Genomic DNA, 19,131 nt, shown 5'->3' with positions numbered 1-19,131 from the left:
TTTTGTACAGGCTCTGGTGTGATTGGTTATTATTTTGTGAGGAAATATGAAGTTTCTTCTTTTGTATAAAGGAGATTACGGCTCGAGCCTGCGTGGGCCGGAAATGCGGTACGCATCATTGGCCGTCGAGTTGCTGTCTTTGGGACATCAAGTCATTTTGTGCGGACGCACTGGTAATAAGCATGGGATTCCAGCAGGGGCCGAATTTGTTCCTGTTTCCAAGGTGTATAATTTATTGCGGGCATTTTTCTCTGCAAATGTTGTCGTGCTGCATGGGGGGGGCCATTAATACTTCTCTTTGCCATGTTGGTAGGTTTTTGGGGTAAGAGGTTGGTCCTTGATAGCTATGTTCCACACTGGATCGAGTTGGACGAGGTCGTTGGAAAAAGCCCGAAGAAAAATATTCCCAAGTTGTTGATCAAGGCTTATTTCAATGTTGCGAGAAGCCTATTGGGTGGGCTGGTATTCGACAAGGTCATTGTTGCCAATAAGCGCCAGCTGGATCTTTTTAGAGGTATAACAGCCCCCTTTTTGTTGACGCATGATTTTTCGCGAATCTCCGTGATCCCTTTTGGGTGCGAAAGGCATGATGGTCATGACAAGGCAAACGGCCGGCTTCTTCTGGCAAGCCTCAGTGAGGGCCGGATCTGCGAAGAGGATTTCTTGATCGGATGGCTGGGAGGAACTTATGGCTGGTTTGATCTTGAATCGGTGCTGTCGGCAATTTCCAAAGCTATTTTGAAAAACAAAAACATAAAGCTCGTATTTTTCGGGGCTGATGAAAGGCGGCAATCTGAGTTGCTGGGTTTTGTGGACGAGGCCGTCAAGGACAATATCATATTTTTATCCTGGGTGGAGTTCGGGCGGCGTTTCGAATACTGGGCTGGGTTCGATATTTCGCTCGTCTGGGGAGGAGAGGGATATGAAAATGACTATGCATCGAGAACGCGTAATTTTGATTGCCTGACATTGGGTTTGCCTGTCGTTCAGAACGAGGATGATGAGTGGGGCGAACGACTGGAAAAAAGTGGCGCAGGCATCGTGACGAATCTATCCTCTTTGCCTGATGTAGTTTATGAGCTGAGTGGGACTCCGGAGAGAATAGCTGAAATGCATCACTCCATGCTCAATCTTGCGTCTGATTTTTACTGGTCTCGCTTTGCGACTGCTCTTGAAGCCATTTCCGTCGACTCGATGAGCCGAGGGCGGCGGTTGATAGGCATAGTCGGTTGTTTGCTTCTATTTCCGGCGTTGCTGTTCTTTTTGGTTAGCTCCATATTTATAATGATTTTCCGGGAAAAATAGGTTTGTCGTGCTTAAATTAAATATTCTAGGTATCCGTGGTGTGCCTGCCCAGCATGGAGGGTTCGAGTCTTTTGCAGAGAAATTGGCTTTGTACCTTGTGGGCCAAGGCTGGCAGGTCACGGTTTACTGTCAGGAGAGAGGAACGGGGCCGATTTACGAAAGCACTTGGGAGGGCATCCGGCGCATTCATATACCCATCGGTCGTGATGGCGCATCTGGGACAGTACTTTTTGACTGGAAGGCCACCTGTCACGCTCTCTCCAAAGAGGGGTTGTTTCTAACACTTGGCTACAATACAGCTATTTTTAATGTGCTCCAGCGAGTCAAGGGTCAAACCAATATCATTAATATGGATGGCATCGAGTGGCATCGTGATAAGTGGGGAGTTCTAGCCAAGGCTTGGTTCTGGTTGAATGAGCGTGTTGGATGCTGGGTGGGAAATCATCTGGTAGCAGACCATCCCAATATCAAGAAGCATTTGGCTACCCGTATCAATGACAGCAAAATAACCATGATTCCCTATGGTGGCGTTGAGGTCTTGAAGGCAAACGCCACCTTGCTTGCCCCTTATAAGCTTAAGCCCGATGGCTTTTCTATAATCGTGGCACGCCCCGAGCCGGAAAACTCCATTTACGAGATGGTGCATGCCTTTAGCCGTAAGTCTCGTGCTCATAAACTGGTTGTGCTTGGTGATTTCAAGCCCAAAGCCAACCCCTATCATCTTCGTGTCATGGACGCTGCCAGCGACGAGGTGCTCTTCCCTGGCGCCATCTACGAGGCTCCACTTGTCCAGGCCTTGCGTTTCTTCAGTCGTTTTTACCTGCATGGTCATCGTGTCGGCGGTACCAATCCGTCGCTGGTTGAGGCTTTGGGCGCAGGCTGTGCCGTCATCGCTCAGGACAATCATTTCAACCGCTGGGTTGCTGGTTCCGGGGCAGCGTATTTCAAGGATGAACCGGCTTGCGCAGGATTGTTCGATCGGCTTCTGCACGATGACACCGCTGTCGAGCACATGAAGACAGCCAGTCGAGCCCGCTTCCAGGAGCGATTCACCTGGCTTCAGGTACTGCACGAGTACGAAGAGCTGCTAACCCGTTGGTATCCCTCCAAGTAATCAAGAGATTCCCATGATTTCTCGCATCCTCGTCACCGGCGGTGCCGGCTTCATCGGCTCTGCTGTGGTACGCCACCTGCTCCAGAACACCCCCCACGAAGTTGCCAACCTCGACAAGCTAACCTATGCCGGCAACCTCGAATCACTGGCGTCGATTTCGGACTCGTCGCGCTATCGCTTTTATCGGGTCGACATCTGCGATGGAACTGCGCTGGATACAGTGTTCGCCGAGTTCAAACCAACAGCGGTGATGCATCTGGCCGCCGAGTCCCATGTGGACCGCTCCATCGACGGACCGGCCGAGTTCATCCAGACCAATGTCGTCGGCACCTATAGCCTGCTCGAAGCGGCCCGGCGCTACTGGAATGGCTTGCCGGCAGACGAGAAGAGCGCCTTTCGTTTTCACCATATATCCACTGACGAGGTGTATGGCGATCTGGACGGTACGGACGACCTGTTCACCGAAATCACCCCTATACGCCCAGCTCGCCCTACTCCGCGTCGAAGGCCAGCTCCGATCATCTGGTTCGTGCCTGGCATCGCACCTACGGTCTGCCGGCACTGGTCACCAACTGTTCGAACAACTATGGCCCCTATCACTTCCCCGAGAAGCTGATTCCTCACATGATCCTCAATGCTCTGGCCGGCAAGCCGCTGCCGGTGTATGGCGACGGCTCGCAGATCCGCGACTGGCTGTTCGTCGAGGACCATGCCCGGGCGCTGGTCGAGGTTGTCATCAGGGGAAAGGTAGGCGAGACCTACAACATCGGCGGGCACAACGAGAAGCGCAATCTCGAAGTGGTACAAACTCTCTGCGACCTGCTGGAAGAATTGGCGCCAAACAAGCCTGAGGGTGTCGAGCGCTATCGCGACCTGATCACTTTCGTCAAGGATCGTCCCGGCCACGACCTGCGTTATGCCATCGATGCGAGCAAGATCGAGCGTGAGCTTGGATGGAAACCCCAGGAAACCTTCGAGAGCGGTATCCGCAAGACCGTGCAGTGGTATCTGGACAATCGCCTGTGGTGGCAGCGGGTACTGAATGGTGATTATCGGTTGGGTAGGCTGGGAGAGGCAGATTGATTGCCTCAGCTATTTTGTAAAATTACCTTGTCATTATATCAAGAGAACTCCGAATGGCATTCTTTCCCGTCTTTCTTTCAGTTGTGTTTGTTGTGCGCAACCAGGCTGAGCATATCGAAAAAATATTAACAGAGGCCGCCGTCGATATTTCTTCGCTTGTAAGCGATTATGAAGTCATCATCGTAGACAATGCGTCGGATGACGATAGTGTTGCTGTGCTGAAAAGATTGACGGGAGAGAATGGGCAACCTAATTTGCAGGTGTTTGCACTGACTAAAGAGGTAAATGCTGATACCGCATCATGGGTTGGCCTGGAAAATGCCTTGGGTGACTTTGTCGCTGTAATCGACCCTCTGGTAGACGACATAGCCTTTCTGCCGGATATGCTCGATAAGGCTGTCAGCGGTGCTGATGTAGTTTTTGCCAACAATAGCCAGAAGCCTAAGCAGAGCCTCGCCTATACAGGCGCTTATGCCATTTTTCATGGGGCCTATAAATGGTTCAATGGTATTCATCTGGCTACGGAGGCTCCACAATACCGCATTCTGAGCAAGCGGGTAGTCAATTTCATTCTCCAGCATCCTCAGCCTGCGATCACCTATCGTTATCTTCCTGCGACCGGGGGCTTTGCTCGCGCTAATCTCAACTACAGCGCAGTTCCAAAAATTTCGCACACCAAACGGTTGGGCGAAAGCATAGACAGGGGCATGCGGCTGCTGGTTTCAACCACGCGCGCACCTATGCGTCTCGTCACCTCCCTCTCTTTGTTTGGGGCTATTGCCAACCTTGTGTATTCGGTTTACGTCCTCGCCATCGGTCTTCTGAAGACAGACATAGCACCCGGCTGGGTCAGCTTGTCCTTGCAACAGTCCGGCATGTTCTTCTTGATTTCTCTCGTTCTTCTTGTCCTTGGCGAATACATTCTGCATATGGCCAGTTTGTCGAACGAGGGGCCGCTCTATCATGTCGCCCAGGAATTTACCAGTGCTCGCATGACCCGTCATGAAAAATTGAACATTGAGACGGTAGCATCAAGGCCAACCTATATGCCTGACTCCGGTGCCGAGCGAGTTTCCTGATGATAGCCACTGATATGGATCAAGAGGCTGTCATTGTTGGAGGTGGTTTTTACGGCGCCGCAATTGCCATTTATCTCGCCAGGCAGCGTGGCTTCAAGCGTGTCGTTCTTGTAGAGCGAGAGCCGGCTCTTCTTATGCGAGCCTCCTATAGCAATCAGGCTCGTGTACACAACGGCTATCATTATCCACGCAGTTTTACGACGGCTTATCGAAGTCGAGTGAATCTACCCAGATTTGTACGTGACTGGCCGAATGCGGTGAAGCAGGATTTCACCAAGCTATATGCCATTGCACGCCGTAATTCAAAAGTCACAGCCAAGCAGTTTGAGCGTTTCTGTCGGGAGATTGGCGCCAAGATTCAACCTGCAGAGCTAGCTTTAAGAGCGTTATTTGAACCACGATTGATCGAAGACGTTTTTCTGGTCGAAGAGTATTCGTTCGATACGACAAGGCTAGCTAGCTGGGCTGAGCACGAGCTCAAAGAAACTGGTGTGCGAGTCCGTTTTGACACACGCGTCATCGGTATATCAAAGAGGGCGAATGGGACACTCGCTGTTGCCATGCAGCACGGCGAGGGTGGCAAGGAATTGATTTCCTGCCGCTACGTATTCAACTGTACCTATAGCGGGCTAAACCAGTTTGAGGGTGATTTTCCTGGCACACATACAGCTCTCAAGCATGAGATTACGGAAATGGCTCTTATGCAAATGCCGACTGAACTCCAGGGACTAGGCATTACGGTGATGGATGGTCCATTTTTTTCCATAATGCCATTTCCAGCACGTGGACTGCATACACTCTCTCACGTCCGCTACACCCCACATCTACACTGGAGTGATAGGCAAGGAATTGACCCTTACCTGAAACTCAAGCAATACGAATGCTTAACCCGTGTAGACCGTATGCTGAGGGACACTGGACGATATATCCCCTCAGCGCTTGATGCCAGGCACATTGATTCCTTGTTCGAGGTCAAAACCGTTCTGATGAAGAATGAGGCCGATGATGGGAGGCCCATTCTGTTTGAAAAGCATCCTGAATTGCCCGGATGTTATTCAGTGCTAGGCGGAAAAATTGACAATATTTATGATGTTCTTGAGAAACTGGATGCGGAGCCGTTCAGGCTATAGCGAATCAAGGGCAGGATGAATCTGGAGCGACACATGTCTAATGCTTTAATTGGGTTCTCGGGCTTTGTGGGAAGTACACTTCTCAAGCAGGGGAATTTTGAGTCGATTTATCGCTCAACCACTATCGATGGTATTGACGGCCAAACGTTCGACACCGTTGTCTGTGCGGGTGCTCCAGCTCAAAAGTGGATTGCCAACCGGGAGCCAGAAGCGGACCTGCAAAAGATAGATGGCCTGATTGCACATCTGAAAACCATCCAGTGCAAAACCTTCATTCTTGTTAGCACGGTCGATGTCTTCAAGAGCCCTGTAGATGTCGATGAAGAGACGCCTGTAGACGAGTTGGGACTGCATGCTTATGGCTTGCATCGCCGTCTGCTGGAAAGGTTCGTCGAAAGCCATTTTACCAACTATCTGATCGTTCGCCTTCCCGGTCTGGTTGGGCCAGGCTTGCGAAAGAATGTGATTTTCGACTTCCTCAATGAAAACAATGTACATGCGATCGATAGTCGTGGTGTTTTTCAGTTTTATCCGATGGTCAATCTCTGGTATGACATTCAAACCTCACTCAATGCTGGCTTGAGGTTGGTTCACTTGACTGCGGCGCCGATCAGTGTGAGGGAAATTTCCGAGCAAGGTTTTGGAAAGCCCTTTGATCATATCTTGGCCACCCCCCCGGCTACATACAATATGCGTACCCGTCATGCCTCTATTTTCGGTGCCTCGGGGCATTACCAATACAGCAAGCGCGAAACCATCCAGGCCATCAGGGCCTACGCACAGTCTGAGCCAGTGACAATAAACTCCGAGCCGGGAGCGAAGGCATGAGGCTGGCCATTTCAAATATTGCCTGGGATACCAGCGAGGATGAAGCAATAGCGACGCTGCTTCAACGCTTTGGTATCGACGCGATTGATATCGCGCCTGGCAAGTATTTCTCCGAGCCCGCCAAGGCGGCAGACGAAGACATTCTCCGTGTCAACAACTGGTGGGCCGAGCGTGGTATCGAAATTACCGGTATGCAAGCACTGTTGTTTGGTACAACTGGCTTGAACGTCTTTGGTTCGCTCGAAGCCCAAGAGGCAATGCTGCAACATCTCACCGCCGTGTGCCGTATCGGAGCCGGTTTGGGGGCGAGACGTCTGGTCTTCGGGTCGCCGAAGAATCGAGATTGCAGCGGGTTGAGCGATGAGGAAAGCCTGGATATCGCTGTCGATTTTTTTCGACGGCTTGGAAATATCGCCCAATCGCACAACGTGCTTATTTGCCTCGAACCTAACCCATCCTGCTATGGTGCCAACTTCATGACCAGCAGTGCCGAGACTGCACGAGTGGTGAGGGAGGTCGCGCACCCATCCATCAGGATGCAGCTGGATACGGGCGCACTCAGCATCAATGGAGAAGATCCAGAGGCCGTGTTGCGCGAATTTTCATCACTTATTGGACACATTCATGCCAGTGAGCCTGACCTGCTCCCTTTGGGAGACGGGGGAGCCGAGCACAGCCAAATATACGCGGTGCTGAGGCAGCTTTTGCCTGATCATGTTGTTTCCATCGAAATGCTGGCAACCCAAAAAGAACCACACGAGGTATCGATTGAGCGAGCCCTTAAGGTAGCAATTCGGTATTACCGTGGTGACGGAACTGGAGCCCGCCTATGAAATGGCTCATCCTGATTCTTGGCATTGCCTCTAATGCTTCTGCGAGCGTTCTGGTCAAGATAGCCATGATACCACCGCGAAAGTTCCCTTCCCTCAGTGATCCCATGGCCGCGTTGAACAACTGGCCGTTCTGGTTGGGGCTCGGGCTTTATGGTGCCGCTTTCCTGCTCTATGCCGCCGCCTTGGCTCGACTTCCTCTCAATGTGGCGCATCCTGTTCTGACCGCCGGAGCCGTGGCGACTGTTGCCCTGTTTTCAGTGCTGATTTTCCGGGAGTCCTTCCACTGGACGACGGGGGCGGGGATCGTATTGGTGATCGCCGGCGTAGTACTAATTACGGCCCGAGTGGCCTAATGATAAGAATCTACAATGATTACTTCTGATATTGCTTCTGACGTTCGTGACAGCTGGCAAGTGCCCACTTTCGATACGCCTCTGTGGCTTGGACGGCTGCACCAATGCTGTGTCGTGATTCCAGTCATCAATGAAGGAGAACGAATCAAGAGCCTGCTAGCCAGAATGGCCACCCTGAAAATCGGGGACATTGCCGATATCATCATTATCGATGGCGGCAGCACAGATGATTCGCTGTCACTGGAGTCGCTGCAGCAGAATGCCGTCCGTGGACTGCTGGTCAAGACTGGGCCGGGTAAGTTGAGTGCGCAGCTCCGCTGTGCCTACGCTTTTGCGCTCGACCAAGGCTATGAAGGGATTGTCACCATTGATGGCAATGACAAGGACGATCCGGAGGCCATACCCCACTTTATTGATGCCCTGAAGCAGGGAGTGGATTTCGTGCAGGCCTCCCGTTTCATCACTGGAGGAGTGGCGGAGAACACGCCTAAGTCGCGAGATTTTGCCATTCGTTTCATTCATGCGCCCATGTTAAGTCTGTTTTCCGGCTTCAAATGGACTGATACGACCCAGGGCTTTCGTGCCTATAGTCGAAAAATGTTGCTTGATCGGAGTGTTGCGCCGTTTCGTGATGTGTTCATGACCTACGAGCTGCTTGCCTATCTTTCCTATCGTGTCCCTAAGCTTGGCTATCGCTGCATCGAATTGCCAAGTGTTCGGCGCTATCCGAAAGGAGAGGTTCCAACAAAAATCAGCAGTTTCAAAGGGAATCTATCTGTGTTGCTGGTGCTTTTGCGTGCTTGTTTCGGTAAATACGATTCGCCGATGGACGTCGAAAAATGTCGGTAGAAGAAAAGGTCTCGAAAAAAATAATCAGTTGCTGTCCGGCGATTGTTTTGTTTTTTATTGGGATGGTTTTGCTTTTTGTGCGTAATCCAGATCCAATCTTGAACCCCATTGTTTATGCGGAAGATGGAATGTGGACTGGGCTTGGGTTGTCGAGCGGCTGGGGCTATGCTCTCGTTCATGCTAGGGAAGATTATTTTGTATTTTTAAACATCCTGCTTTTGTTTATTTCTACTAAGCTCAGTTCATGGGTTGCAGGAAATCCAATCATCCTGTTGCCCGAATCGATTGCATTAGTGTCTTTTTGTTTTTTTTCTGCAGTCGCGACGGGTGCATTTTTAATAACTAGAGGATTTATGCCGGTAGTATTCAGGGGAGGGCTCTACTTGTTGCTGCTCCTTCTACCGCTTGGCATGTCCCAGAATGAAATAATTGGGCGCGTTCTGCAGATCGGCTTCTATATTCCGCTGGTCTCTGTGATGTTGTTATTCTGGCGTGATCAAATAACAACATATGTAAGAATAGTGATTGATGCTGTTTTGTTTCTGTGTGCGGCTACCAATCCGGTTGTGTTTGCCATAGCTTTTCTATATTTAATTTGGGATTTTTTTAAGAATTTCGATCTTCAGGTCTCTCTCAAGAGAAATCTAACCCTTGTCATTCCTTTTGCGATTCTCTTGGCGTTTCTTTTGCCGCGAATGGGCGGCAAGGGAGGAATTCCTGGGGAGTTTGTAAGTGAAGGCTTTGTTGAGGCTTTTATTGGCAGGGCAATTATCTATCCTTTTGCATTCCCTTGGTATGAGTCTTTGTCCGATAAGGTTGTGTTTGGGCTTTTCGGATTGTGGGTCTTTCTTGTCGGGTTTTCATTTTGGATTGCAAAAAGCCAGGCGGCCAGAAAGGTAATGTTGTTTTTGGCTGTCACTTTGGCTCTTTATGATGTGGCAACTATTGCCATGCGCCCAGGTTTGACAGACCTTTTGTCGAACTACCAGATCACGTTCCCAGATAGATATTTTATGGGAATAAATGTTTTGGTTGTATTTCTTACCATGGTTTCGCTATCTCAGATTTTTATTTCTAGAAATTTGGGTGCTAGGCTCTTGGGGGTGATGGCGCTATCAGCTGTGGTATGGATATATGGCTGGCATTCGTCGTATTTTCTCGAGATAAACAGCACAAAAATGGCGATCAAAGGGCAGTTTGATTTTCGCGATCAGGTGTGCCTGAGCAAAAGCTCCATAGATAAATCTTCTTCATTTGTACAGATTTATCCGGATATGCCTGGTTGGCAAATGTCTGTTCCGAATGATGTTATTGATAAGTCTCGTTGTAAGTACAGTGGGCTGAAACAAGCTTCGCCCCCGATGGGGCATATAGGATGAAGCCCAGTCAACAGCTTGGGGCGGATAGCCCAATTAAGCTTTTTATGGGCAGCTATCCTCAGGATGCGGGGGTGGCTATCCAGCGGCTGTGGGTAATGTTCGGAACACATGTTCGAGAAAATCCAGGTGTTGCCGAGTTACATTTGCGACGGGATGACGGATCAGTGTTTGTTCAGCGATTTTCCTTGCCTGACCTGGCAGATAATAAATATCACTACTTCGATCTCGACTCGCACCACTATGGGTTAGGCGAAATTGTGTCTGTTACAGGTGGTGGTATAAGTACTTGGGAAAGCCATGATGAACATGGTGATATCAAGACTTGCATCGTCTATGAGTACAGTGATGGAAAAAGGCAGTTCACGCCGGGTTGCCCTTTGTTGTGATGACAGTCGTTCCGATGAAATAAAAAAGATTTTATAAATGATATTCTTGAGGTATCCAATGAAGGGCATCATCCTCGCCGGCGGTTCCGGCACCCGCCTGCACCCCATCACCCGCGGCGTCTCCAAGCAGCTGCTGCCGATCTACGACAAGCCGATGATCTACTACCCGCTGTCGGTGCTGATGCTGGCGGGTATTCGCGAGATCCTGGTGATTTCCACGCCGGACGATCTGCCCAACTTCCGCAAGCTACTGGGCGACGGTTCCGACTTCGGTATCCAGTTGAGCTATGCTGAACAGCCTTCCCCGGACGGGCTGGCCCAAGCCTTTTTGATCGGCGAGGAATTCATCGGCGACAGCAGCGTGTGTCTGATCCTCGGCGACAACATCTTCTACGGCTATGGTTTCAGCGCCATGCTCCGCGAGGCGGCGAGCCGCGAGCGTGGTGCCACGGTATTCGGTTACCACGTCTCCGATCCCGAGCGTTTCGGCGTGGTGGAGTTCGATGCGGCGGGCAAGGCGGTTTCCATCGAGGAGAAGCCCAAGGCACCGAAATCCAGCTACGCGGTGACCGGCCTGTATTTCTACGATAACGATGTGGTCGAAATCGCCAGGCAGGTGAAGCCTTCCGCCCGTGGCGAGCTGGAGATCACCGACGTGAACAATGCCTATCTGCAGCGTGGCGATCTGCATGTGAGCCTGCTCGGCCGCGGCTTCGCCTGGCTGGATACCGGCACCCACGATTCGCTGATGGAGGCCAGCCATTTCGTGCAGACCATCGAGGCGCGCCAAGGACTGAAGGTTGCCTGCCTGGAAGAGATCGCCTTCAACCAAGGCTGGCTGTCCGCCGAGCAACTGGGCCGTCAGGCCGAAGCGCTGAGCAAGACCGGCTATGGTCAATACCTCAAGCACCTACTGACTCAGGAGGCTGTGCAATGAAGGTCATCGAAACGGCATTGCCCGGCGTATTGATCATCGAGCCGAAGGTCTTCGGCGATCACCGCGGCTTCTTCCTGGAAACCTTTCAGGTCGAGCGTTACCGCGAGGTCGGCATCGATCTGCCGTTCGTCCAGGACAACCATTCACGCTCGCAGCGTGGTGTGCTGCGCGGGCTGCATTTCCAGCGGACCCGGCCGCAAGGCAAGCTGGTCAGCGTCGGCCGTGGCGCCGTGTATGACGTGGCGGTGGACATAAATCCTCAGTCGCCGACCTGTGGCCGGTTCGTCGGCGTCGAGCTGAACGACGAGAACCACCGCCAGCTGTGGATTCCGCCGGGCTACGCCATGGCTTCTGCGTGCTCAGCGAGGTGGCGGACTTCCAGTACAAGTGCACCGAGCTGTATTTCCCAGCGGATGAGGGCGGGCTGATCTGGAACGATCCGGATGTGAACATTCCCTGGCCGCTGGAAGCACCGCAGCTGTCGGCGAAGGATCAGGCCAATCCGACGTTGCGCGAGCTGCTGGGCAAGAGCTGAGGGGCTTCACATGCGTGTATTGATTACCGGCGCCCGCGGCCAGGTCGGCCACGAACTGATGCGCCTGGCGCCCGAAGGCTTCGAGGCAGTAGGCATGGGCTCGGCGGAGCTGGACATCGCCAATGCCAACCGGATGGCAGCGATGGTGGAGCAAGTGCGGCCGCAACTGATCGTCAATGCGGCGGCCTACACCGCGGTGGACAAGGCCGAGAGCGAGCCGGAGCGCGCCTTTGCGGTGAACCGCGACGGTGTGGCCAATCTCGCCGCGGCGGCGGAGCGACTGGGCATCCCGCTGCTGCACATCTCCACCGACTACGTGTTCGCCGGGGATGCCGGCGAGCCTTACCGTGAGCAGGATGCCACTGGTCCCACCGGTGTCTATGGGGCGAGCAAGCTGGCTGGGGAGCAGGCGCTGCTGGCGGGCTGCTCCCGGCCCATGATCCTGCGCACCAGCTGGGTGTTCGGCGCCCACGGCAATAATTTTGTGAAGACCATGCTGCGGCTCGGACGCGAGCGCGAGGAGTTGTCGGTGGTGGCCGACCAGCGCGGCTGCCCGACCTCGGCAGCGAGCATCGCCCGTACGCTCTGGTCGCTGGCCCGGCAGTACCGGGAGCAGGGTTCGTTGCACTGGGGGCTCTATCACTACAGCGGCACGCCGGCCTGCACCTGGCACGACTTTGCCCAAGAGATCTTCAGGCAGGGGCACGAGCTGGGGCTGTTGCCGCGGCTGCCCGTGGTGCATGCCATCGCCACGGCACAGTATCCCACGCCGGCCAGACGGCCGGCCTGGTCGGTGCTGGATTGCAGCAAGCTGCGCGAAGCCCATGGCATTGCGCCGAGCGACTGGCGGGATGAGTTGCGGGCCGTGCTGATGGAGCTGGGGAAATAGTAGGGAGGCAGGGACGACTCACACTTTTATTATCAAGGGATTAGTATGCGCAGCGCGTCGTCCCGTCCCGTTGGAGTTTTCAGTAAGGATATGCCTTCCATCCCCCATTACCAGCCCACCTTTGCCGAGCGTTATCCGGTCGCCCTGTTCGTGGCACTGCTGGATCTGTCGATCATCGTCGGTTCGGGTTTTCTGGCCCACTATTTCCGTTTTGGCGATTTCGACATGCCGGGGCGCTACAACACGGCGACCTTTCTGAGCGGTATCGTCATCCTGTTCTGCCTGGGGCTGGGAGGCGTCTACGGTTCCCAACGCGGCCAGCCATTCCGGCGCCAGTTCGGCAGGCTGTCCATCGCCTGGCTCGCCGCCGCAGGCATCCTGTTTTCGCTGTCCTTCCTGCTCAAGGTGTCGGAGGACTATTCGCGCCTCTGGCTCGTCGGCACGCTGCTGACCAGTTGGACTTTGTGTGCCTTGCTGCGTCTTTCCGTCTTCCTGTCGCTGCGGCGCCTGAGAGGCTCCGGCAGGAACCTGAAAACCGTGTTGCTGGTGGATGCGGGGGGCGGCTGTGCAAGGCAGCTGAGCAATGCCCGGGCACTCGGGGAATACGGTTTCAAGGTGGTTCACAGCCTGCCGCTGGGCCATGACGAGAGCTGGCTCGATATGCTGGTCGCCCAGGTGAAGGCGCACGGAGTCCATGAGGTCTGGCTCTGCCTGCCGTTGAGCGAGGGAGGTGCTGTTCGTTCGGTCCTCTATGCGTTGCGCCACCACACGGTGTCCGTGCGCTACATTCCCGAATGGGGCGACATTCGCCTGCTCAATCACAAGATCAGCCATATCGCCGGCCTCTATACCCTAGACCTGAGCTGCAGCCCCATGGATGGCCCGGCGCGGACGATCAAGCGGCTGGAGGACCTGCTGGTCGGCATCCGATCACCCTGCTGATCCTTCCCGTCTGCGTGCTGATCGGCCTGGCCGTCAAGCTCACCTCGCGGGGGCCGATGCTGTTTAAGCAATACCGAACCGGCATCAACGGCAAGCGCTTCAAGGTCTACAAGTTCCGCTCGATGGTGGTGCACCGGGAGGAGAGTGGCGAGGTGACCCAGGCCACGCGCCAGGATGCCCGTATCACGCGGCTGGGCGCCTTCCTGCGCCGTACCAGCCTCGACGAACTGCCGCAGTTCTTCAACGTGCTGCAGGGGCGCATGTCCATCGTCGGCCCGCGCCCCCATGCGCTGGCGCACAACGAGTACTACAAGGACTTGGTCGAGTCCTACATGCAGCGTCACAAGGTTAAGCCGGGCATCACCGGCTGGGCGCAGGTCAGCGGCTATCGCGGCGAGACAGATACCTTGGAGAAGATGCAGAAGCGGGTGGAGTTCGACCTCTGGTACATCGACAACTGGTCGCTGTGGCTGGACCTGAAAATTATTTTCCTGACGGTGTTCAAGGGTTCGTCAACAAGAACGCTTATTGATTACTAGTTGCCTGTTTGGTTAGTTCAGTTAGTCAATTTCGGCGCCTGTGGCCCCGATACTGCGTTGCCACTCCTCGCCATAGCCCTGCTATTAATCCGGCAATACGAAAGCACAAATAATGCACATGCTTGAATTTATCTAATCTTTTGATTTTCATGGAAAAAACAAAAACTAGAAAGTGCCCTATTGTATTGCCGGACTAATATGACTCGTCGAGGCGCCTTGTCTCGGAACCATAGTCATTCGAACTTGAGTTAACAAACTAACCGCACAGGCCGCTAGTGCCTTATGCACAACCTTACCGAAGTGGTCAGGGGTTGCACTAAAAATTTGCGGCTGCCCATTTAGGGCACCTCTAAAAACCGCCCGCCGAATCACGCTGAGCGATGAAATACGCTCGCGCTCGCAGCAGAGCTACCCGTCAGGCTCGACGCTCACACGGTAAAGCGGCCCGAGGCAGCCCGGCCAGAGGCCTGGATCAGGCCATTTCCAGCAGACTGCTCATCCTTTTCAGGTTGTACACCGCCGATTTGAGCGTCAGACCAAACTCAGCCCGTGCCAGGCCGATGCTGCGGACGGCCTTGCCACCCATCTGGGCCAGGCTGGCAAAGACATGTTCGACCCGGGCTCGGGGACTGGCTATGCGTTTGTTTCGTGCCTTGTCCCGTTCACCGATCGGCTTGCCGGCCTGGCCCTTGCGCTGGATAGATGGCCTCCAGCCGATCAGTTGGAGCCAGCGCTCCCGGGGTCTGTCGTGATACCCGCGATCCGCCCAGAAGTCCCGGCTGCTGTTGCCCCGGTCGAGCACATCCACCAAATGCTGGGTATCGGCCTCGCTGGCATCGCTTACCCGGACGCAGCGAATCAGCTTGTGCCGGCGATCCACGCTGACCGACAGCTTGTAGCCGAAGTACGACTTGCCGTGTTTCTTCGTCCAGCGCGCCTCGACATCCTTTTGCCGGCGCTTGGCGGGCGACCATTCGACCGGTACGGCCTGCGCCTTCACCATGGCCTGCTCATCGGCCGTGTTGTGCTGGATCGGTGTCCGGATAATGCTGGCATCGATGATCTGCCCCTCGCGGGCCCGCAAGCCGTGCTCCTGCAACTGGCGCTGCACCTCGGCAAAGATCCGATGCTCGACGTCGGCCTGTACCAGGCGCTCGCGAAAGACCCAGATCGTGTTGCGATCCGGAACTCGGCCGGAGTTTTTCAACCCGGCAAAACGCTGGAAACTCATGCGGTCGAGCAGTTGGAACTCCATCTGCTCGTCGGACAGGTTGAACAACTGCTGGAGCACCAGCAGGCGCGTCATCAGCTCTGTTGGATAGGGAGGCCGACCGCCCTTGGCGCGGCTGGGGCGAGGAGTTCTGCAGTCGATCTCGGCTGCCAGGGCGACAAAGTCCACATGCTTGTCCAGTAGAGCCAGTGGGTCGCCCAGGCTATCGAGCCTGGCTTCTCGCTCCTGGTCGGCAAACAGACTGAACATCAGCAGGCTCCGGGTGATCAACAGGCGGATGATCTTACCCGGCGGCCGGGCTGGTTTTTAGAGGTGCCCTTTAGTGGATATCCAAAGAGCGAGATGTTAACTAAGATTTAAGATATTTCTAATATCTTAGGAGAGCTCTGAAAAGCCCCATTTCACGGGGCCTACATACCCTGTAGGCCACATGGTTACTGGCTTGTGATTTTCAGAAAAAGTCTTTTTCAGACCTTTCTTAGATGCTTTTGGTGGCTTTTTTTGTTGCTTGTGTTTGTAGGGGATTTGGGATTAAAAATGATTAATAAGCTTTCAGTGACAGAAAAATTTGCCGCTGCTACTGCCTCATGCGTACTTGCTGTGGTTTCACTTTTGGCTAGCTTAAAGTTGGAAATTCCACCAAGCTATTCTGATTTTGTTGTTGGTAGTATTACTTGGGGTGCCGGTAGCAAGTTTCAAGATCTCATTGTGGTTCCTGTTTTTATCATAGTTATCATTGCTTCGTTTTTCTTTTTTTCTTTTTTAATTGAAAGGTCACGAAGAATAAATGGCGAAGCTTGTGCGGTGGAGCTCTCAAATCAGCTTATGTGGTGGTCTTTGCCTGTTGTTGCTATATTGTTTAACCAAATAATATGGTCTGGTTTTGATGAGAGACTATTTTTTATATCCGCTCTCGGGATTTTCTATATTGCAACAGTGTTTTTCTGTGGTGCTTCGAGAAAGATTAGTGCCGAGATTTTGGGCTGAGCGGGCTTGCTTTTCTATTGATATCGCTGGTGCCGTTGGAAATTGCTCTTGTGGTTGGGCGACTGCTGAAATCCGTTGTTGCTGTAACTGAAGTTTCCCGAATTTTGAGTCTTGCATACTTAATTGGCGGGTTAGGTTTTTTGGTGGGATTTTTTTTGGCGATCTATAATCCGAAAAAATTGTCCCACATTACTCCTGTTTTTTTATTTTTTTCTCAAATTGGCCTTCCTTTTATTTTTTTGACACTTTACCCTGCAAGGTTTGTACAGCCAGATGGTTCGGTATTTCAATATAAAACAACAATTTGGCTTGAAGTTTTAGTGGCTGGGTTTGTTTTGTGGGGAGTGGTTGATGTAATTCGTCGATATCATAATAGGTTTGCAGTTAATGATTTAAGTAAACTATTGTCGCCTATTGCTTTGTTTGCGCTCTTAGTCGGTTTGAAAATGGGGGGCGCTATAGCGCCTCAAATTAGCCCTGACGATTATCACTTTGGTGAAAGCCTGCTTGGTTGGTGGTCTTATCTACAGGGAGCAGTTCCTTATGTAGGATATGTTCCGGCGCATGGTTTCATAGATGATGACTTGGCTTTGCTTTTGTCATATATTTTTTATGATGGTTCTGCAGGAAGTGTTGCAGAGTCTGGTCGAATTAGCTTTGCTATTTTGGCTTTTGTGGCTTTTATCTCTATATATCTTTTCTCAGGTAGTATTGGGTTAGCTTTTATCGCTATTTTGTTTTTAGGTGGAAAATTTACTTGGTTTTTTCTTACTCCTTTCATCTGTTTGTGGTTTAGTCCTTTTCTAAGGGCTAGTCCTTCAAGGTGGTTAGCTATATGGTTGCTGACTGCTCCAATTGTTATATTAGGTGTCCCCCGCAAGGCTTGTTACTTGTTTTTGCTTCGGTTTTTATGGTTGCATATTTTGTATGGCGACTGCTGAGTCATTCCTTTGAGCGTGAGTGGGCTAGTATAGGGGTGTCTTTATCTATTCTCCTCGTGCTAGGGAGTTCTACGCCATTAATTTCAATGCTAATGGGTGCTATTGGCTATGTGTTAGAGAACGGTCAAATTAATCAAGTGGCTTATGGAGTTCCTTGGAGTCTAAGTTGGGGTGTGTGGTCAAAATCGGGTTTTGTGTTTGAACTCATACGTATGTCTTGGGTTGCAATACCAATCACATGTATTTTAGTGTTTTACGTGACTATTAAAGATGCTGCTCATGGAGGAGATAAAGTTTTCCCAGTTATTTTTGTTTGCTTGTTTACTCTCCTGTTAATTCCTTATTCTATGGGTCGCATTGACCCAGATGGCGTCTCACGTCCCGGTCTCGCTGCAGTTTTTGGGTGGTCAGTTTTGTTGCCACTTGCTGTATGGTGGTTGGTTAAGTTAAATAATAGAGTAGCGCTAATTTTGCTGGCTGCTGGTATGAGTGCTACTTTAAATTTTGCACCATTATCTTTTTCTAATCTTGTTTATGCTGCTTATTCTGATATAGATACGCCAATCCTAAAGGATGGTCAAAGTATCGGTCTTCCTAATATTGGTAAGGCTCATGTACAGGATGAGCACTGGAATCGTCTTTCTAGACTTAATGCGTTGCTCGGAGCTAAACTGGCTCCGGGAGAGACCTATCTTGATTTGACATCTCGTAATGCACAATATTTTTATTTAAACCGTAAGCCTGTAGTTGCTGTGACAGCTCCGTACAATATGGTGCCATTGTCTCAGCAAAAGCGTGCAGTGCAGCAGCTTTCACAAGACTTGCCAAAAGTGGCTCTTTTAGAGGGGGGTAATATTACTAATGATGGTGGTGGTCTTGCCCTTCGCAATCCTTATCTTTATCGATTTATCATTGATAATTATGTTCCTAAATATGAAGGCGGATTCATTTTTGGGTATAGTAAGAAATATTTGTTAGGCAGTAATGAGTTTAAGGTCGAGGTGGTGCCTAAAAATGTTTCGGATGCTAATTGGTATTTGGGTGTTCATAGAAGCTCTCCTGCAGTTCTGGCTGATGATCCCCTGCTTGTATCGTTTCTTAAATCAGGTGACCAGATTGTTTTTAGGAATGGTGAAGTCCGTAAAGTACAAAAGATATGGAGAGAAAATAGTGCCATTTGGCTTGATGGGGGAGCGCTGGACCCAAGTGTGACGGGGTATCCCAATAGTTTCTCAGTTATTGTTGTTCCGGAGGCTATAAGTGATTATAGGGTGGCGCTATTTCAATATGCATTTTCGCAACCAGATTTAAATAAGATTCCGGTGGCTTGGGGGCGGTCAGAGGAGACACTGAGAGAAAAATTCAGCTTGATTAAAAGCTTTGATAGTAGTGTAGGGCTGGCTCTGAATCATCTTGGTTACGAAAATGGAGAATATAAAATTAATGGAGTAGACTCTTTTTTGCTATTTGATATTTCTAAAATGAATGTTTCTGGGCGTGATGTTGGTCTTTTGAGATTTGATTTTTCCTGTAGTGGTGGTGCTTCTGAAGCACGGATGCAAGTATTTTGGTGGGGAGATAATGAACAAGGGCCTGTTGAGGAGTCCAGTATTAGATTTACGGCTGATAGCGGGACATTAATTGTTCCAGTTGATGCGTCTCCTCAATGGCTAACCTTGAAACATGTCAAAGGGCTTCGTATTGATATAGAGGATTCATCGGCTTGCAGTGCATTTAGTATTAAAAATATAAAATTGCTTCAGAGAAAATTTGAGTAGCACTAGGTTCTGT

The 19,131-nt window shown here is 51.6% G+C and carries 18 protein-coding genes and 2 pseudogenes; 19 read left to right on the top strand and 1 reads right to left on the bottom strand.

Translation table 11 applies throughout. From position 1 onward, the window contains the following. The first annotated feature begins 366 nt into the window (after positions 1-366). The 16 genes and pseudogenes from Atro_RS06255 to Atro_RS06180 all read left to right on the top strand — a co-directional run bounded on the left by Atro_RS06255 (position 367) and on the right by Atro_RS06180 (position 14,181). Positions 367-1,305, top strand: coding sequence for a glycosyltransferase family protein (locus tag Atro_RS06255; protein ID WP_497926892.1), 939 nt, complete (start codon positions 367-369; stop codon positions 1,303-1,305). Between the two features lie 7 nt (positions 1,306-1,312). Next, positions 1,313-2,419 (top strand): DUF1972 domain-containing protein, encoded by a 1,107-nt coding sequence (locus tag Atro_RS06250; protein WP_497926891.1) that lies wholly within the window; start codon positions 1,313-1,315, stop codon positions 2,417-2,419. Between the two features lie 13 nt (positions 2,420-2,432). Further along, a pseudogene (gene rfbB, locus Atro_RS06245) lies at positions 2,433-3,355 on the top strand (dTDP-glucose 4,6-dehydratase); the annotation flags it as partial. Positions 3,356-3,555: 200 nt separating this feature from the next. Next, positions 3,556-4,581, top strand: a complete 1,026-nt coding sequence (locus tag Atro_RS06240) for a glycosyltransferase (protein ID WP_497926890.1) — start codon at positions 3,556-3,558, stop codon at positions 4,579-4,581. Beyond that, entirely contained in the window at positions 4,581-5,711 is a 1,131-nt protein-coding gene (locus tag Atro_RS06235) for an NAD(P)/FAD-dependent oxidoreductase (RefSeq protein ID WP_497926889.1), read from the top strand. The genes Atro_RS06240 and Atro_RS06235 overlap by 1 nt, the downstream gene beginning before the upstream one ends. A gap of 33 nt (positions 5,712-5,744) precedes the next feature. After that, the gene (locus Atro_RS06230) at positions 5,745-6,539 is read left to right on the top strand and encodes an NAD-dependent epimerase/dehydratase family protein (protein ID WP_497926888.1); all 795 of its coding nucleotides are present in this window, start codon (positions 5,745-5,747) and stop codon (positions 6,537-6,539) included. Further along, positions 6,536-7,372, top strand: coding sequence for a sugar phosphate isomerase/epimerase family protein (locus Atro_RS06225; protein WP_497926887.1), 837 nt, complete (start codon positions 6,536-6,538; stop codon positions 7,370-7,372). Before Atro_RS06230 ends, Atro_RS06225 begins: the two co-directional genes overlap by 4 nt. Further along, entirely contained in the window at positions 7,369-7,725 is a 357-nt protein-coding gene (locus Atro_RS06220; RefSeq protein WP_497926886.1) for an EamA family transporter, read from the top strand. Before Atro_RS06225 ends, Atro_RS06220 begins: the two co-directional genes overlap by 4 nt. A gap of 15 nt (positions 7,726-7,740) precedes the next feature. Then, positions 7,741-8,574, top strand: coding sequence for a glycosyltransferase family 2 protein (locus tag Atro_RS06215; protein ID WP_497926885.1), 834 nt, complete (start codon positions 7,741-7,743; stop codon positions 8,572-8,574). After that, positions 8,565-9,953 carry a hypothetical protein gene (locus Atro_RS06210; RefSeq protein ID WP_497926884.1) on the top strand — a complete coding sequence of 463 codons (1,389 nt, stop codon included), beginning with the start codon at positions 8,565-8,567 and terminating at the stop codon, positions 9,951-9,953. Before Atro_RS06215 ends, Atro_RS06210 begins: the two co-directional genes overlap by 10 nt. Then, positions 9,950-10,339: a hypothetical protein gene (locus Atro_RS06205; protein WP_497926883.1), complete on the top strand. Its 390-nt coding sequence runs from the start codon at positions 9,950-9,952 to the stop codon at positions 10,337-10,339. The genes Atro_RS06210 and Atro_RS06205 overlap by 4 nt, the downstream gene beginning before the upstream one ends. A gap of 58 nt (positions 10,340-10,397) precedes the next feature. After that, positions 10,398-11,276, top strand: a complete 879-nt coding sequence (gene rfbA, locus Atro_RS06200) for a glucose-1-phosphate thymidylyltransferase RfbA (RefSeq protein ID WP_497926882.1) — start codon at positions 10,398-10,400, stop codon at positions 11,274-11,276. Further along, a pseudogene (gene rfbC, locus Atro_RS06195) lies at positions 11,273-11,811 on the top strand (dTDP-4-dehydrorhamnose 3,5-epimerase). The gene rfbA and the pseudogene rfbC overlap by 4 nt, the downstream one beginning before the upstream one ends. Before the next feature lie 10 nt (positions 11,812-11,821). Next, positions 11,822-12,700: a dTDP-4-dehydrorhamnose reductase gene (gene rfbD / locus Atro_RS06190; protein WP_497926881.1), complete on the top strand. Its 879-nt coding sequence runs from the start codon at positions 11,822-11,824 to the stop codon at positions 12,698-12,700. 45 nt (positions 12,701-12,745) lie between these two features. After that, positions 12,746-13,642, top strand: a complete 897-nt coding sequence (locus Atro_RS06185) for a hypothetical protein (RefSeq protein ID WP_497926880.1) — start codon at positions 12,746-12,748, stop codon at positions 13,640-13,642. Positions 13,643-13,656: 14 nt separating this feature from the next. Further along, on the top strand, positions 13,657-14,181 hold the full coding sequence (locus tag Atro_RS06180) for an exopolysaccharide biosynthesis polyprenyl glycosylphosphotransferase (RefSeq protein ID WP_497926879.1): 525 nt from the start codon (positions 13,657-13,659) through the stop codon (positions 14,179-14,181). Positions 14,182-14,653: 472 nt separating this feature from the next. Here Atro_RS06180 and Atro_RS06175 read toward each other — a convergent pair whose 3' ends face one another. After that, positions 14,654-15,682, bottom strand: coding sequence for an IS5 family transposase (locus Atro_RS06175; protein ID WP_497926878.1), 1,029 nt, complete (start codon positions 15,680-15,682; stop codon positions 14,654-14,656). Between the two features lie 231 nt (positions 15,683-15,913). Here Atro_RS06175 and Atro_RS06170 point away from each other — a divergent pair, with 231 nt between their 5' ends. From Atro_RS06170 to Atro_RS06160, 3 genes are read left to right on the top strand one after another with little or no spacing between them, the layout of a single operon-like run. Beyond that, a complete protein-coding gene (locus tag Atro_RS06170; protein WP_497926877.1) occupies positions 15,914-16,399 on the top strand; it encodes a hypothetical protein in 486 nt (161 codons plus the stop codon). A gap of 29 nt (positions 16,400-16,428) precedes the next feature. Next, entirely contained in the window at positions 16,429-17,340 is a 912-nt protein-coding gene (locus Atro_RS06165; protein ID WP_497926876.1) for a hypothetical protein, read from the top strand. Then, complete coding sequence (locus Atro_RS06160) at positions 17,283-19,118, top strand: hypothetical protein (RefSeq protein WP_497926875.1); 1,836 nt, start codon at positions 17,283-17,285, stop codon at positions 19,116-19,118. The genes Atro_RS06165 and Atro_RS06160 overlap by 58 nt, the downstream gene beginning before the upstream one ends. Positions 19,119-19,131 lie beyond the last annotated feature (13 nt).

This window comes from Azotobacter tropicalis (assembly GCF_059739045.1).
The sequence above is the reverse complement of the archived record's forward strand: the minus strand, read 5'-3'. Positions and strand labels throughout refer to the sequence as shown.